The sequence below is a fragment of the Providencia sp. PROV073 genome (assembly GCF_033688125.1).
Taxonomy (GTDB): Bacteria; Pseudomonadota; Gammaproteobacteria; order Enterobacterales; family Enterobacteriaceae; genus Providencia; species Providencia hangzhouensis.
Genome location: NZ_CP096353.1, coordinates 636,299 through 653,181, shown reverse-complemented (window position 1 = coordinate 653,181; position 16,883 = coordinate 636,299). Strand labels below are relative to the sequence as shown.

General features: G+C 44.2%; 9 protein-coding genes, 1 tRNA gene and 3 rRNA genes. 2 read left to right on the top strand and 11 right to left on the bottom strand.

Annotation, left to right across the window (positions count from 1 at the left end; translation table 11 throughout):
* Positions 1 to 566 precede the first annotated feature (566 nt).
* The 9 genes from rrf to M1F17_RS02735 form a co-directional block, all read right to left on the bottom strand.
* Positions 567 to 682, bottom strand: a 5S ribosomal RNA gene (rrf, locus tag M1F17_RS02775).
* 143 nt (positions 683 to 825) lie between these two features.
* Positions 826 to 3,734: ribosomal RNA gene (locus M1F17_RS02770) — 23S ribosomal RNA — on the bottom strand.
* A gap of 349 nt (positions 3,735 to 4,083) precedes the next feature.
* Positions 4,084 to 4,159, bottom strand: a tRNA-Glu gene (locus tag M1F17_RS02765).
* A 135-nt stretch (positions 4,160 to 4,294) separates the two neighbouring features.
* Positions 4,295 to 5,834 (bottom strand): 16S ribosomal RNA (locus M1F17_RS02760).
* The 16S, 23S and 5S rRNA genes sit together here with 1 tRNA gene alongside, the layout of an rRNA operon.
* Before the next feature lie 474 nt (positions 5,835 to 6,308).
* Positions 6,309 to 6,833 (bottom strand): menaquinone-dependent protoporphyrinogen IX dehydrogenase, encoded by a 525-nt coding sequence (hemG, locus tag M1F17_RS02755; RefSeq protein ID WP_004260786.1) that lies wholly within the window; start codon positions 6,831 to 6,833, stop codon positions 6,309 to 6,311.
* A gap of 60 nt (positions 6,834 to 6,893) precedes the next feature.
* Positions 6,894 to 8,345: a Trk system potassium transporter TrkH gene (trkH, locus tag M1F17_RS02750; RefSeq protein ID WP_004260787.1), complete on the bottom strand. Its 1,452-nt coding sequence runs from the start codon at positions 8,343 to 8,345 to the stop codon at positions 6,894 to 6,896.
* Between the two features lie 28 nt (positions 8,346 to 8,373).
* Complete coding sequence (locus M1F17_RS02745) at positions 8,374 to 8,988, bottom strand: IMPACT family protein (protein WP_094961383.1); 615 nt, start codon at positions 8,986 to 8,988, stop codon at positions 8,374 to 8,376.
* Positions 8,988 to 10,322, bottom strand: a complete 1,335-nt coding sequence (pepQ, locus tag M1F17_RS02740; RefSeq protein WP_096865120.1) for a Xaa-Pro dipeptidase — start codon at positions 10,320 to 10,322, stop codon at positions 8,988 to 8,990. Before pepQ ends, M1F17_RS02745 begins: the two co-directional genes overlap by 1 nt.
* A gap of 19 nt (positions 10,323 to 10,341) precedes the next feature.
* The gene (locus M1F17_RS02735) at positions 10,342 to 10,527 is read right to left on the bottom strand and encodes a hypothetical protein (RefSeq protein ID WP_141240669.1); all 186 of its coding nucleotides are present in this window, start codon (positions 10,525 to 10,527) and stop codon (positions 10,342 to 10,344) included.
* A 52-nt stretch (positions 10,528 to 10,579) separates the two neighbouring features.
* Between M1F17_RS02735 and fadB the strand changes: the two genes are divergently transcribed.
* Positions 10,580 to 12,772 (top strand): fatty acid oxidation complex subunit alpha FadB, encoded by a 2,193-nt coding sequence (gene fadB / locus M1F17_RS02730; RefSeq protein WP_180312351.1) that lies wholly within the window; start codon positions 10,580 to 10,582, stop codon positions 12,770 to 12,772.
* A gap of 4 nt (positions 12,773 to 12,776) precedes the next feature.
* Positions 12,777 to 13,943 carry an acetyl-CoA C-acyltransferase FadA gene (fadA, locus tag M1F17_RS02725; RefSeq protein WP_094961386.1) on the top strand — a complete coding sequence of 389 codons (1,167 nt, stop codon included), beginning with the start codon at positions 12,777 to 12,779 and terminating at the stop codon, positions 13,941 to 13,943.
* 515 nt (positions 13,944 to 14,458) lie between these two features.
* Here the strand turns inward: fadA and fre are convergent.
* The gene (fre, locus tag M1F17_RS02720) at positions 14,459 to 15,160 is read right to left on the bottom strand and encodes an NAD(P)H-flavin reductase (protein WP_036958308.1); all 702 of its coding nucleotides are present in this window, start codon (positions 15,158 to 15,160) and stop codon (positions 14,459 to 14,461) included.
* A 10-nt stretch (positions 15,161 to 15,170) separates the two neighbouring features.
* A complete protein-coding gene (ubiD, locus tag M1F17_RS02715; RefSeq protein WP_004260801.1) occupies positions 15,171 to 16,646 on the bottom strand; it encodes a 4-hydroxy-3-polyprenylbenzoate decarboxylase in 1,476 nt (491 codons plus the stop codon).
* Between the last annotated feature and the right edge of the window lie 237 nt (positions 16,647 to 16,883).

Sequence of the window (16,883 nt, the reverse complement as noted above, 5' to 3'; positions counted from 1 at the left end):
TCCCCTCCATTACTTCTCCTAGCCCCTGTTATCCCACCTTCACCAACAGCCACCGTCTCCTTCAACAAGTGAGTTGTTACTGACTACTTTATGTTTATTAATCGCATCCATCATTTAAATACAAGGAATTGAGTTTTTCCTCCTACCCACCTCGTCCCGGTCAAAAGAGAGGTGAGTTGTTACTGACTTCTTTGATTCAAGCTATGTCATTCATCACCATGATGGGGAAACACCCAACCCACAATATTTATTTGATTTTATTAAAATTCCGCTACCCTAAACAATCTGTGAGCTGTTACTCACTACTTTGCATCACGCACGCTCATTAATGATGGTGATAGATAGAGGGGAGCCCCAAGAGTAGTTAAAAAAGATGAAGAGACGTGTAATACATCGTCTAATGAGAAAGTAAGCGATAAAAAGGGGATTAAAATTAGGGAGTAAAGCATTAAGGAACTGAGGAACTAAAGCTTAGGCACCCCACCTAACCTCAACATCCACTGTTTTTCTTTTTTTCTCCAAACGCAAAAAAGCCACCCTATGGGTGGCTTTCTCACTAATTTAATGTCTGGCAGTTCCCTACTCTCACATGGGGAGACCCCACACTACCATCGGCGCTACGGCGTTTCACTGCTGAGTTCGGCATGGGGTCAGGTGGGACCACCGCGCTATTGCCGCCAGACAAATTCTGTTTCGTTCCCGTTTGCGCTTATTACTCTTCGCAAACCAGAACCTCAATCTCAAACAAGCTGTGTGTCCTTCACCTTTCGGCTTCTCACTTCTCTCGAAAACAACTCTATCTCTCTAAAACACCTTCGGTGTTGTCAGGTTAAGCCTCACGGTTCATTAGTATTGGTTAGCTCAACGTATCGCTACGCTTACACACCCAACCTATCAACGTCTTAGTCTTAAACGTTCCTTTAGGACTCTTTAAGAGTCAGGGAAGACTCATCTCAAGGCAAGTTTCCCGCTTAGATGCTTTCAGCGGTTATCTCTTCCGCACTTAGCTACCGGGCAATGCCATTGGCATGACAACCCGAACACCAGTGGTGCGTCCACTCCGGTCCTCTCGTACTAGGAGCAGCCCCTTTCAATCTTCCAACGCCCACGGCAGATAGGGACCGAACTGTCTCACGACGTTCTAAACCCAGCTCGCGTACCACTTTAAACGGCGAACAGCCGTACCCTTGGGACCTACTTCAGCCCCAGGATGTGATGAGCCGACATCGAGGTGCCAAACACCGCCGTCGATATGAACTCTTGGGCGGTATCAGCCTGTTATCCCCGGAGTACCTTTTATCCGTTGAGCGATGGCCCTTCCATTCAGAACCACCGGATCACTAAGACCTACTTTCGTACCTGCTCGAGCCGTCACTCTCGCAGTCAAGCTGGCTTATGCCTTTGCACTAACCGCATGATGTCCGACCATGCTTAGCCAACCTTCGTGCTCCTCCGTTACTCTTTGGGAGGAGACCGCCCCAGTCAAACTACCCACCAGACACTGTCCGCACCCCGGATAACGGGGCAACGTTAGAACATCAAACATTAAAGGGTGGTATTTCAAGGTTGGCTCCACGCAGACTGGCGTCCACGCTTCAAAGCCTCCCACCTATCCTACACATCAAGGCTCAATGTTCAGTGTCAAGCTATAGTAAAGGTTCACGGGGTCTTTCCGTCTTGCCGCGGGTACACTGCATCTTCACAGCGAGTTCAATTTCACTGAGTCTCGGGTGGAGACAGCCTGGCCATCATTACGCCATTCGTGCAGGTCGGAACTTACCCGACAAGGAATTTCGCTACCTTAGGACCGTTATAGTTACGGCCGCCGTTTACTGGGGCTTCGATCAAGAGCTTCTCCTTACGGATAACCCCATCAATTAACCTTCCAGCACCGGGCAGGCGTCACACCGTATACGTCCACTTTCGTGTTTGCACAGTGCTGTGTTTTTAATAAACAGTTGCAGCCAGCTGGTATCTGCGACTGGCTTCAGCTCCATGAGTAAATCACTTCACCTAATGCCAGCGTGCCTTCTCCCGAAGTTACGGCACCATTTTGCCTAGTTCCTTCACCCGAGTTCTCTCAAGCGCCTGAGTATTCTCTACCTGACCACCTGTGTCGGTTTGGGGTACGATTAATGATAATCTAGAGCTTAGAGGCTTTTCCTGGAAGCGGGGCATGAGCTACTTCATCACCGTAGTGACTCGTCGTCGGACCTCAGCATATAGTGAACCGGATTTGCCTAATTCACCTGCCTACATCCTTAAACCGGGACAACCGTCGCCCGGATAGCCTAGCCTTCTCCGTCCCCCCATCGCAATTATCACCAGTACGGGAATATTAACCCGTTTCCCATCGACTACGCATTTCTGCCTCGCCTTAGGGGTCGACTCACCCTGCCCCGATTAACGTTGGACAGGAACCCTTGGTCTTCCGGCGTGCGGGTTTTTCACCCGCATTATCGTTACTTATGTCAGCATTCGCACTTCTGATACCTCCAGCATGCCTCACAGCACACCTTCACAGGCTTACAGAACGCTCCCCTACCCAACAATATTTACATATCGCTGCCGCAGCTTCGGTGCATAGTTTAGCCCCGTTACATCTTCCGCGCAGGCCGACTCGACCAGTGAGCTATTACGCTTTCTTTAAATGATGGCTGCTTCTAAGCCAACATCCTGGCTGTCTGAGCCTTCCCACTTCGTTTCCCACTTAACTATGACTTTGGGACCTTAGCTGGCGGTCTGGGTTGTTTCCCTCTTCACGACGAACGTTAGCACCCGCCGTGTGTCTCCCGTGATAACATTCTTCGGTATTCGTAGTTTGCATCGAGTTGGTAAGTCGGGATGACCCCCTAGTCGAAACAGTGCTCTACCCCCGAAGATGAGTTCACGAGGCGCTACCTAAATAGCTTTCGGGGAGAACCAGCTATCTCCCGGTTTGATTGGCCTTTCACCCCCAGCCACAAGTCATCCGCTAATTTTTCAACATTAGTCGGTTCGGTCCTCCAGTTAGTGTTACCCAACCTTCAACCTGCCCATGGCTAGATCACCGGGTTTCGGGTCTATACCCTGCAACTTATTCGCCCAGTTAAGACTCGGTTTCCCTACGGCTCCCCTATACGGTTAACCTTGCTACAGAATATAAGTCGCTGACCCATTATACAAAAGGTACGCAGTCACCCTGATAAATCAAGGCTCCCACTGCTTGTACGTACACGGTTTCAGGTTCTATTTCACTCCCCTCGCCGGGGTTCTTTTCGCCTTTCCCTCACGGTACTGGTTCACTATCGGTCAATCAGGAGTATTTAGCCTTGGAGGATGGTCCCCCCATATTCAGACAGGATAACACGTGTCCCGCCCTACTCGTCGAGTTCACAACACTAACACCTTCGGATACGGGGCTATCACCCTTTACTGCCGGACTTTCCAGACCGTTCTCCTGATGCTAATGCTGATTAAGACTCTGGGCTGCTCCCCGTTCGCTCGCCGCTACTAGGGGAATCTCGGTTGATTTCTTTTCCTCGGGGTACTGAGATGTTTCAGTTCCCCCGGTTCGCTTCGTTTGACTATGTATTCATCAAACGATAGTGCAACGGATTGCACTGGGTTTCCCCATTCGGAAATCGTCGGTTGTAACGGTTCATATCACCTTACCGACGCTTATCGCAGATTAGCACGTCCTTCATCGCCTCTGATTGCCTAGGCATCCACCGTATACGCTTAGTCGCTTAACCTCACAACCCGAAATTGTTTCAACGTTCACTTTACTGTCATGGCTGTGCGTGCATTCCTTCTTTGTTGGGCAGTGCTCGCAATGCTCACATACTTATGTATGCTGCGCTTGCTGTGCGCTGGCCGCCGCGAAGGACTGACTGCTCGCTCATGCCACTCGAGTTTGTGACCGAAAATTTCAGGTCTGAAATTTTGAGAGACTCTCACATTGTTTAAGCGATAAACAATGTGCGTTGTTTTCAATTTTCAGCTTGTTCCAGATTGTTAAAGAGCATAATTGTTAAACCAACTACAATATAATTGGCTTAATCATTATTGGGGACATCGTCTTTCACTCGATATCGGCGCAATTGGCGTCCCCTAGGGGATTCGAACCCCTGTTACCGCCGTGAAAGGGCGGTGTCCTAGGCCTCTAGACGAAGGGGACACAAGATATTGCACAACTATTTCGTTGCTTATCTCATGTAAGTCCTATTCTTCCGAATAAGTCTCCCACGTAAAGCCATTGCTCTACTTTCTATCAGACAATCTGTGTGAGCACTTCACAAGTACACTTCAATGGTAAGGAGGTGATCCAACCGCAGGTTCCCCTACGGTTACCTTGTTACGACTTCACCCCAGTCATGAATCACAAAGTGGTAAGCGCCCTCCCGAAGGTTAAGCTACCTACTTCTTTTGCAACCCACTCCCATGGTGTGACGGGCGGTGTGTACAAGGCCCGGGAACGTATTCACCGTAGCATTCTGATCTACGATTACTAGCGATTCCGACTTCATGGAGTCGAGTTGCAGACTCCAATCCGGACTACGACGTACTTTATGAGTTCCGCTTACTCTCGCGAGGTCGCTTCTCTTTGTATACGCCATTGTAGCACGTGTGTAGCCCTACTCGTAAGGGCCATGATGACTTGACGTCATCCCCACCTTCCTCCGGTTTATCACCGGCAGTCTCCTTTGAGTTCCCGACCGAATCGCTGGCAACAAAGGATAAGGGTTGCGCTCGTTGCGGGACTTAACCCAACATTTCACAACACGAGCTGACGACAGCCATGCAGCACCTGTCTCAGAGTTCCCGAAGGCACTAAAGCATCTCTGCTAAATTCTCTGGATGTCAAGAGTAGGTAAGGTTCTTCGCGTTGCATCGAATTAAACCACATGCTCCACCGCTTGTGCGGGCCCCCGTCAATTCATTTGAGTTTTAACCTTGCGGCCGTACTCCCCAGGCGGTCGATTTAACGCGTTAGCTCCGAAAGCCACTCCTCTAGGGAACAACCTTCAAATCGACATCGTTTACAGCGTGGACTACCAGGGTATCTAATCCTGTTTGCTCCCCACGCTTTCGCACCTGAGCGTCAGTCTTTGTCCAGGGGGCCGCCTTCGCCACCGGTATTCCTCCACATCTCTACGCATTTCACCGCTACACATGGAATTCTACCCCCCTCTACAAGACTCTAGCTGACCAGTCTTAGATGCCATTCCCAGGTTAAGCCCGGGGATTTCACATCTAACTTAATCAACCGCCTGCGTGCGCTTTACGCCCAGTAATTCCGATTAACGCTTGCACCCTCCGTATTACCGCGGCTGCTGGCACGGAGTTAGCCGGTGCTTCTTCTGTCGGTAACGTCAATCGCTGATGATATTAGCATCAGCGCCTTCCTCCCGACTGAAAGTACTTTACAACCCTAGGGCCTTCTTCATACACGCGGCATGGCTGCATCAGGCTTGCGCCCATTGTGCAATATTCCCCACTGCTGCCTCCCGTAGGAGTCTGGGCCGTGTCTCAGTCCCAGTGTGGCTGATCATCCTCTCAGACCAGCTAGGGATCGTCGCCTTGGTGAGCCATTACCTCACCAACTAGCTAATCCCATATGGGTTCATCCGATAGCGCAAGGACCGAAGTTCCCCTGCTTTGCTCCTGAGAGATTATGCGGTATTAGCTACCGTTTCCAGTAGTTATCCCCCTCTATCGGGCAGATCCCCATACATTACTCACCCGTCCGCCGCTCGTCAGCGGGAAGCAAGCTTCCCCTGTTACCGCTCGACTTGCATGTGTTAGGCCTGCCGCCAGCGTTCAATCTGAGCCATGATCAAACTCTTCAATTAAAAAGCTTGATGCTCAAAGAATGTTTACTGTCGTATGTCTTCTTGCGAAAACATATTACCTATTAGTTCATATATATGAATTAACGTGTTAGTCACTCTTCAAGACTTAAAATCAAATATTTTTTTGATAGTGTCCTGTGAGTGCCCACACAGATTGTCTGATAAATTGTTAAAGAGCGTTGCGACTGAATCTTTCGATTTTTGAACCGGATTCCGTGAATCACGGTCGTTGTCGCGAGGTGTCGTATAATACGTTTTTTATTTAGAAAGTCAAGCGTTTATTTTCAACTTTTTTCTTTCTCACCTCTGTTATCACTGGGTTATGAAGCTTTCTTCTAACCGGTTTGTCGTGACAACGGATGCGCATTATAGGGAGTCGAAAAATTCTCGCAAGTGTTTTTTTGATTTATTTTACCAAGCGATGATTTATTAAACAAAAAACATAAAATAACTACATTTTGTTGAAATTACGACCTACAAACTATCAAATTCAGTTGCGAATTCGGCTACCTTTTCCCAATTAGTATATTCAACTTCTGTTTTTGGGTCGGTTGGGCCATCTGTCATTTTCATAATTAGGCGGATCATCATTCTATCAAACCATGTATAACGAGGGTAAAACAGTGCTCCGGCAAAAACAGATTTCAATGTTGGCTTCCAAGGGCACGCTTCTAAAAACTTCCGCGTATATGCGTTAGTTTCTACTGTATTCTTACCTTCTTTTCTTGCCGTCAAATTTACAGCAAAAAAACCTGTTTTCATTGAGTTCAATTGATTTTGATGGGAGGTCACAAAACGTTGTAGTTTTTTATTGAAATGCCCATAACGAATGGATGCTCCTACCAATACTTTATCGTAACCTGATAAATTAAGCTGTTGGTCAGTATTTAAATCACGAATATCGCATTCACGACCTGAATTCCTCAGTTGTTCTGCTATTTTTAAAATAATTTTTTTAGTTTGCCCATCCGTACTGGAATGTAAAAGTAAATAGCTCATTATTGTTCCTAGATTATTATCATTTCTATATAGGTAATATTATTTATTAGTTGCGCTCGACTATTCACGCCAAAAAGTGGGAGTCAGTAACACTAATAAAGTGAAAACCTCTAAGCGCCCAAATAACATAGTCACCACTAGAATCCATTTCCCAGTTGGATTCATTGATGTGAAGTTATCTGCGACAGTCCCAAGACCTGGTCCCAAGTTATTGAGTGTGGTCGCTATTGCTGAGAACGCAGAAAACTCATCAACACCTGTTGCGATCAGCAATAATAAGCTAACAACAAAAACAAGTGCATAGGCAGAAAAGAACCCCCAAACGGCTTCAATTATTCTTTCTGGTAATGCTCTTTGCCCCAGTTTGATTGTGTAGACTGCATTAGGATGAACTAAGCGTTTTAACTCACGCGAACCTTGTAAGAAAAGTAACAAGATACGAATAACTTTTAACCCACCACCTGTCGAGCCTGCACACCCCCCAACAAATGCAGCACATAATAGAAGCATTGGTAAGAAAAGAGGCCATCCCGAAAAGCTATCCGTTGTAAAACCAGCCGTCGTTGCCATTGAAACAACTTGGAAGAAGGCTTGGTCAAGCGTTTGACCAAAACTACTATAAACAGAATGAAACATAAGCACTAAAGTACAAATGACCACTAAGACAAATTGGAAACTTATGAACATTCTAAATTCAGGATCGCGCCAATAAATTCCCAAACTACGTCCGGTTAATACAGCAAAGTGCAAACCGAAGTTACAACCAGAGATAATCAGGAAAATACCAATAATAGTGTTAATCGCAGGGCTGTTGAAATAACCAATACTGGCATCATGAGTTGAAAACCCACCGATAGCAATGGTTGAAAAGCTGTGAGAAATGGCATCAAAAACATCCATTCCGGCTATCCATAAAGCCACCGCACAAGCAATTGTGAGTAGTACATATATAAGCCATAATGTTTTTGCCGTCTCTGCAATACGAGGGCGCATTTTATTGTCTTTCAAAGGACCCGGCATTTCTGCGCGGTATAGCTGCATTCCCCCAACGCCCAAAAGCGGTAAGATTGCAACAGCGAGTACAATTATCCCCATCCCCCCAAGCCATTGAAGCATTTGCCGATAAAACAAAATAGCTTTGGGCAAGGAATCAAGCCCTGTTAGCGTTGTCGCACCAGTTGTAGTCAAGCCTGAAAACGATTCAAAAAAAGCATCAGTTACCGAAAGATTGGGTCTTTCCGAAAAAATAAACGGCAATGCCCCAACGCTTCCCAGCACAGTCCAAAATAAAACAACAATAAGAAAACCTTCTTTTGCTTTAAGTTCGTGCCGGCTATTACGGGTTGGTAGCCACAAAAAAAGGCCAATTAGCAAAGCCGTGACAAAAGTCTGGCTAAAAGCTCGCCCTGCACCATCACGATAAATTAGCGCAACAATACCAGGAATAACCATGGTAAAAGAAAAGATGATGACAAGCAGCCCGACTATACGGGTTATTGCACGAAAATGCATTCGGCAGGTTCCTTGATAAAACTGTTTACTATTCCGATTCTGGCGTGAGCGTTAAGGCTCCACGACTTACATCGCGTAATTTATCATTGACCTCCTGCTCAAGAGTAGCAGGAATTGCAATTTGTAAAGAGACAGTTTCATTATAATCACTGTGCAAAACCGTGCCATTCACTTGAACAAGCAGTTGTTCAATTGCATTAATCAATGAATAGTCACACTCTAAGTTAAAGATTTTTTGTGGTACTTTTGTCTTTGTGGGTAATATTTTTAATGCTTGCTGGGCACCATTTCCATAGGCTTTAACGAGCCCCCCCGTCCCTAGCTTTATTCCACCAAAATAACGCACGACGACACAGGTAACCTCCCCTAGGTTGCTACCTAATAGTTGCGCCATAATGGGCTTTCCTGCTGTTCCTGTCGGTTCCCCGTCATCAGAGAACCCTAACTTTTGTGAATCATCAGGCCGGCCAGCAACAAATGCCCAGCAATGGTGCCGGGCATCTGGGTATTGAGTTTTAATTGATTGAATATAATCTTTTGCCGCTTCAATACCATCTGTATGAGCTAAATACGTAATAAATTGGCTTTTTTTGATCTCTTCTGTAAAAGAAATAGTTTCAGCCGGTATTAAATAAGGTTTCATTAACGTAAATGTAAGTCTCGAGTCATATTTTCAATACGATTTGCGTGGATCACAATATTATCTTCAATACGAATACCACCGTAAGGTTTGAAGAACTCGATTTTATCCCAATTAAAGTGCTGGCTAAACTCCCCATTTCTCCATTCAGATAATAGAGATTCAATGAAGTAGAGCCCAGGCTCAATAGTTAACACCATTTTAGGTTCTAAAACACGAGTACAACGCAAGAATGGATACATTTTAGGAGCCGCGAGATGTGTACCACTGTCATCCTGCATAAAACCAGCAGCATCATGAACTTGTAAACCAAGCGGATGCCCTAAACCGTGAGGCAAAAATGGCGTTGTTAAACCACTTTCCACCATTGACTCTTCACTAATACCTTTAATAATATCATGTTTAGTCAGTATCTTAGCAATTCTATGATGCATATCTACATGATAGTCTGTGTAGCGTACTCCCGCCTTGATTGTATCAATTAAAGCGAGCTGTTCCGTATTGACATCCGCAACTAATTCAGCAAATTCATCTTTCCCTTTTGCAGCATAAGTTCTCGTAATATCAGCAGCATAACCGTTATATTCAGCACCTGCATCAATAAGAAAGCTGCGTAATTCGTTCGGTACCGTTTGCTGTAGTTTAGTGTAATGCAATACAGCTGCATTTTCATTCAGTGCAACAATGTTACCATAAGGGACATTGGTATCTCGATGCCCGGTTGATTGTAAATAACTGATATTAATATCAAACTCACTCATTCCTGCGCGAAATGCTTCAAGAGCAGCGAGGTGCCCATTTACAGCCATTTTTTGCGCTTCACGCATGCAGTAAAGTTCATAATCTGTTTTATAAGAACGATGATAATGATAGTAATCTAAAACAGGTTTGGGATTGATATTATGTAGCGAAATCCCTAATGACTCAGCCCTTGCAGTTGCAGAACCAATATAAGCCACATTTTCTTTCGGTAGACTTGCTAGGAAGGTTTTAATGTCATCTGCATTTTTTAAATGGATTAACTCAATATCTTTGGTCCAAAAACTGTTCGGCAGTGGTTCAACACTATGCCAATAATCAACAGGTGAATAAAACCATAGCTTAGGCTTATTTACGCCATCAACTAATAACCATGAATGTGGAACATCAGTAACAGGCACCCACGCTTTGAAATGAGGATTAACTTTAAAAGGATAGTCGCTATCGTCAAGAAAGATGCGTAGGGGTTCACCCGAATGAATCAATATGGCATCTAATTTGCTGCGCTGTAAAACTTGCTGAGTTCTGTTTTGTAACGTTTTAATGTGTTCAGCGTAGAGTGCAGTCAGTTTTTCCATTTCTTTCAACCTTTCAGCATTAATTAGAAAAATCAAGCTTACCACGTTCTGTTATTAACGGATATGCACTCTGTTGCAAACCATCATTAATTAATTGATATATAATACCTTTATCATTTAAATCATTAATTATTTCGCTTAATTGCTGTGACCAACCTTCCATTTTTGTTATTAAAAGTTTGCAATTAATTAACATTCTAGTCACACTCACCTCATCTGGTCGTACCAGATAACACTACCACGTAGAGGAGAGCAGAATGCTTTATCAAAGTGACACTATCTATATTCAATGGTTGAAACAAGGGATTGCAGAACTGGTTTTTAACTCACCAGGGCCAATTAATAAATTGGATACCCACACCGTTGCTTCACTTGATGAAGCCGTGTCTGTTCTTGAGCAACAAACCGAGCTGCAAGGTGTAATTTTCCGTTCTGATAAACCCGCTTTTATTGTTGGCGCTGATATCAAAGAATTTCTTTCACTCTTTGAAGCGTCAAAAGAAACACTAAGCGATTGGTTGCACTACGCTAATAGTATTTTTAATCGCATTGAAGACCTACCTGTTCCAACGATTTGTGCCATTAATGGCTATGCATTAGGTGGTGGCTGTGAATGCATTTTATCCACTGATTTTCGCATCGCTTCACCTGATGCTCGAATTGGGCTTCCTGAAACAAAACTTGGGATCATGCCTGGCTTTGGTGGGTCCGTTCGGCTTCCTCGATTAATTGGTTTGGATAGCGCATTAGAAATTATTACTGCGGGTAAAGATGTCGATGCCTCGCAAGCTTTAAAACTAGGCCTTGTTGACGCGGTTGTTAATACAGAAGCTCTCGCACAGTCAGCGCTGCAAGTCATTGAATCTGCAATTGCTGGGGCCTTCAATTGGCATAAAAAACGTCAACCTAAGCTTAGCCCTCTACAATTGAAACCTATTGAGCAAACGATGAGTTTCAATGTCGCTAAGGGGATGGTGTACAAGGTTGCAGGCAAACACTATCCAGCGCCTATGACTGCTGTAAATACGATTGAAAAGGCAGCAAATTGCACTCGTGATGAAGCCTTGAAGCATGAAACAGCTGCATTTGTTCCTCTAGCGCATAGTGATGTTGCACGTGCGTTAGTGAATATTTTTCTAAATGACCAACAAGTTAAGTCAAACAGTAAAAAAATCGCACAACATGTTGATATTCCAACGCATGCTACCGTATTAGGTGCAGGGATTATGGGCGGAGGCATTGCATATCAATCTGCCAGTAAAGGCGTACCTGTCTTAATGAAGGATATTAATGTTAAGTCATTAGACTTAGGAATTGAAGAAGCACAAAAGCTATTAAGTAATCAATTTGAGCGTGGAAAAATCACCGCAGCGAAAATGGCGGCAACCTTATCATCTATTCATCCCTCATTATCTTACAACGGGGTGGAAAATAGCCAAATCGTCGTTGAAGCCGTTGTTGAGAACCCGAAAGTCAAAGCCGCTGTATTATCTGAAGTTGAGTCCTTAGTAACAAGTGAAACTATACTGGCTTCAAATACATCAACTATTCCAATTTCAACCCTCGCAAAATCACTAAAACGCCCAGAAAATTTCTGCGGTATGCACTTTTTTAACCCAGTGCATCGGATGCCATTAGTTGAAATTATCCGAGGAGAACAAACTTCTGATAACACTGTTGCCAAGGTTGTTGCCTACGCCAATAAAATGGGGAAAACCCCTATTGTTGTCAATGACTGCCCTGGCTTCTTTGTTAACCGGGTACTTTTTCCTTATTTTGCGGGCTTTAACTTACTGCTACAAGATGGAGCTGACTTTAGAGAAATAGACAAAGTCATGGAAAAAGAGTTTGGCTGGCCAATGGGGCCTGCTTATCTTCTTGATGTTGTTGGTATTGATACTGCTTTTCATGCAGAGCAAGTTATGGCTCAAGGTTTTCCTGAACGAATGGGGAAAAAAGGCAAAAATGCCATCGATGTGATGTATGAACAACAACGCTTTGGTCAAAAGAATGGCCAAGGGTTTTATCAATATGAAAAAGATAAAAAAGGGAAACCGAAAAAAATTAATGACCCTAGGGCTGATGAATTACTTGCTACTATTTGCCCAACAAAGCGCACTTTCACCAAAGAAGAAATTATTGCTCGAATGATGGCTCCTATGATTAACGAAGTTGTTCGTTGCTTAGAGGAAGGTATTATTCAAAGCCCTTCAGATGCAGATATTGCTTTAGTTTATGGTTTAGGCTTTCCACCATTCAGAGGAGGGGTGTTCTGCTATTTAGATACCTTAGGCAGCCAGTCTTACTTAAAAACGACGGAATCTTTACAGCATTTAAGTCCTCTATATCATGCGCCTAATGGCTTAAAAGAAAAAGCGGCTACCAATGCAAGATATTACCCACAGCCACCTGTAGTGGCGATTGATGTCAAAAAAGTTGCGAGAGGTTAATTTTATGGAAAATGTCGTCATTATTGATGGAATACGTACACCAATGGGCCGTTCAAAAGGTGGGGTATTTCGCCATGTTAGAGCTGAAGACCTTTCTGCACACCTCATGAATGCGATTTTTGAACGTAATCCAAACGCAAGTAACAAAGAATTGGATGACATCATCTGGGGTTGTGTTCAGCAAACACTGGAGCAAGGGTTTAATATTGCTAAAAATGCAGCATTACTCACGGCTATACCTCATACGGTTCCTGCCGTTACAGTAAATCGCCTTTGTGGTTCATCAATGCAAGCAATACATGATGCGAGCCGGTTAATTATGACGGGTGATGCAAAATCAGTACTCATTGGTGGAGTGGAGCATATGGGTCACGTACCAATGACTCATGGTATAGATTTCAACCCTAAACTGACTTTACGAGTTGCTAAAGCCGCAGGCGCTATGGGACTGACCGCTGAAATGCTTGCCAAAATGTATAAAATTAGCCGAGAAGAGCAAGATGCATTTGCATTAAGGTCTCACCAGCTTGCAGCCCTTGCAACGGAAAAAGGGAAGTTCAATAACGAGATCGTTCCAATTAATGGCCATGATGCCACAGGTAACCTCATTTCAGTAAATTATGATGAAGTGATTCGCTTTGATGCAAGCTTGCAAGGTTTAGCGGCTCTTCGCCCTGCCTTCGACCCTGTTAGTGGGACGGTGACCGCAGGTAATTCATCTGCTCTATCTGACGGTGCGTCTGCGATGTTACTGACCAGCGAAAGTTATGCCACTCAGCAAGGAATTAAACCACGAGCTAAAATACGCGCAATGGCCGTTGTTGGCTGTGACCCATCAATCATGGGATTTGGGCCTGTGCCAGCAAGTGAGCTCGCTTTAAAGCGAGCAGGACTAACTTTAAATGATATTGATATTATTGAATTAAATGAAGCTTTTGCGGCACAATCTATTGCATGTCTAAAAGGCTTGAAGCTATCAGAAAACCAATTAGATGATAAAGTAAATCTCAGCGGAGGGGCTATTGCACTTGGCCACCCTTTGGGATGCTCAGGAGCAAGAATTTCAACAGCTTTGCTTAATCATTTAGAACAAAACGATAAACAGTTTGGTTTAGCCACCATGTGTATCGGGTTCGGCCAAGGTATAGCCACAATTATCGAACGAGTTTAACAATTTATTTTTAGTTTTCGCAAACATTGTATTTTGTCGATGTTCCCGCCTAGTCAGGGGCGGGTTTTTTTTGCCTCTTTCTAGCCAAATATCCACAACAAGTTTAACCCTCATAGTTCGAATTGTAGGTAGGCGGCAAATGAATGAGACCCTAGGAGCATACAAAAGTATGTGACTAGGGCGAATGAATGAAGCCAACCCCCCGACAATTTGAACTGGCCTGTTTTCACGCAAAAGCCATAACAAGTTTAACCCTCATAGTTCGAATTGTAGGTAGGCGGCAAGTGAATGAGCCCCTAGGAGCATACAAAAGTATGTGACTAGGGCGAATGAATGAAGCCAACACCCCGACAATTTGAACTGGCCTGTTTTCACGCAAAAGCCATAACAAGTTTAACCCTCATAGTTTGAATTGTAGGTAGGCGGCAAGTGAATGAGCCCCTAGGAGCATACAAAAGTATGTGACTAGGGCGAATGAATGAAGCCAACACCCCTACAATTCGAACTAGGACGGGTTAAATGAATTCATAAGCATCACCGAATAACTGCTCCGGTTTACCTCCGCGCTCATTACAAAACCGTTCTCTAGCTATTTTCGCCATTTCAAAACGGCCTGCAATATAGATATCATGACCTGATAAGTCACCGAAATCTTCTAGCACTGCACTCAGAACCGTTCCTGTTCTGCCTCGCCATAGTTCATCTGGTTGCTCTACAACTGGTGTGATCTTTAAATTAGGATAGTTTTCACTAAGAGCCTGTAATTCGCCAAGATCGTATAAGTGCTCCAATTGACGACCACCCCAATAGAAAGTGATATCACGATTCGGGTTTTCAGCTAAAGCCGCAAGCAATACTGAGTGGGTATAGGAAAAACCTGTCCCACCAGCAATTAAGATCATGGCATTACTGCTATTTTCTCGAAACCAAGCTTTACCATGTGGGATGTCGATATCAATACGTTTTTGATCCAAAATTCTATCCATTACTGCCATTGCATATAGATTGATTTCAGAAGCACCGATATGTAACTCAATAGTTTCTTTATTGTGAGGAGTTGAAGCCATTGAAAATGGTCGTTTGTCACGCTCATCCATCACGACCATTAAATATTGGCCTGCTTTAAAATGAAAAGGACCATCTGGCAACAAAATCACCCGATAAACCGTATCCGTGATAGATTCAACAGATGTTACTTTACAGCTTAAAGTTGCCATGGTTTCCCTCTTATTTTTTGTCAAAAATATTTAATTGTTCCCAAATATCATCAATGCGAGATTTAACGCTCTCTGTCATTACGATAGGACGCCCCCATTCACGATCTGTCTCACCCGGCCATTTATTGGTGGCATCAAGCCCCATTTTTGAACCCAGCCCAGACACAGGGGAAGCGAAGTCGAGATAATCTATTGGTGTGTTTTCCATCATCACGGTATCACGAGCAGGGTCCATCCGAGTTGTAATTGCCCAGATAACATCTTTCCAGTCCCGTGCATTAATGTCGTCATCACAAACAATAACAAACTTAGTGTACATGAATTGGCGCAGGTATGACCAGACCCCCATCATGACCCTTTTGGCATGTCCTGCATATTGTTTTTTCATTGTCACAACGGCAAGACGATACGAGCACCCTTCAGGAGGAAGATAAAAATCAACAATTTCAGGAAATTGTTTTTGAAGAATGGGAACAAGGACTTCGTTTAACGCCTCCCCTAATACTGCGGGCTCATCTGGTGGCCTTCCCGTATAAGTTGAATGATAAATTGCATCACGACGCTGAGTCACATGAGTCACAGTAAATACCGGGAAACTGTCTATTTCATTATAATAACCGGTATGGTCACCATAAGGACCTTCGGGAGCCATTTCACCTGGCTCAATATACCCTTCTAAAATAATTTCAGCGCCAGCGGGAACTTCAAGGTCATTCGATATGCATTTAACAACCTCGGTTTTATTACCACGTAATAACCCCGCAAAAGCATATTCTGACAATGTGTCAGGGACCGGTGTTACCGCGCCTAAAATGGTTGCTGGGTCTGCACCCAGGGCGACTGCAACAGGAAATTTTTCACCGGGATGCGCTTGGCACCATTCTTGAAAATCCAGAGCGCCACCGCGATGAGACAACCAACGCATAATAACTTTGTTTTTTCCAAGAACTTGCTGACGATAAATACCTAAGTTTTGCCTTTCTTTATGTGGGCCTTTAGTCACTGTCAGCCCCCATGTAATTAAAGGAGCGGCATCTTCAGGCCAACAATGCATAACTGGGATTTTTGTAAGATCAACGTCTTCACCAGCCCAAATTTGTTCCTGACAAGGCGCAGAGCTTAGCCGTTTTGCAGGCATATTTAGCACTTGCTTGAATTTTGGTAGTTTATCGAAAAGGTCACGAAAGCCTTTCGGAGGATCGGGCTCTTTCAGAAAAGCGAGTAATTTGCCTACATCATGTAATGCTTTTATGTCTTCTTGCCCCATCCCCATTGCAACACGTTTAGTTGTTCCGAAAAGGTTACACAAGACTGGCATGTTATAGCCTTTGGGATTTTCAAATAATAGGGCCGGTCCCCCTGCTCTTAGTGTGCGATCTGCAATTTCAGTCATTTCCAAATAGGGGTCGACTTCCATTGTAATGCGTTTTAGCTCGCCTTGTTTCTCAAGTTGCGAGATGAAATCTCTAAGGTCACGGTATTTCATTATCTTCTTTTACTGTTACAGAGGGAGTCCCATTATAAGACGTCCGGCCAAGGTTACAAGTTACTGTCTATACCCTTAATCCTTCAAGTTACAGCGCTTTTCGTTGAAGTATAAGTGACTACGCTCAGCTAGCCTAGCCGAGTCACATAGTTTATCTATGCTCTTCGCCTATCTTCCCTTGTCGCCTTCCTGTAGCTCAAATTATTTAGGGTATAAAATACTTTAAAATCAATCTTT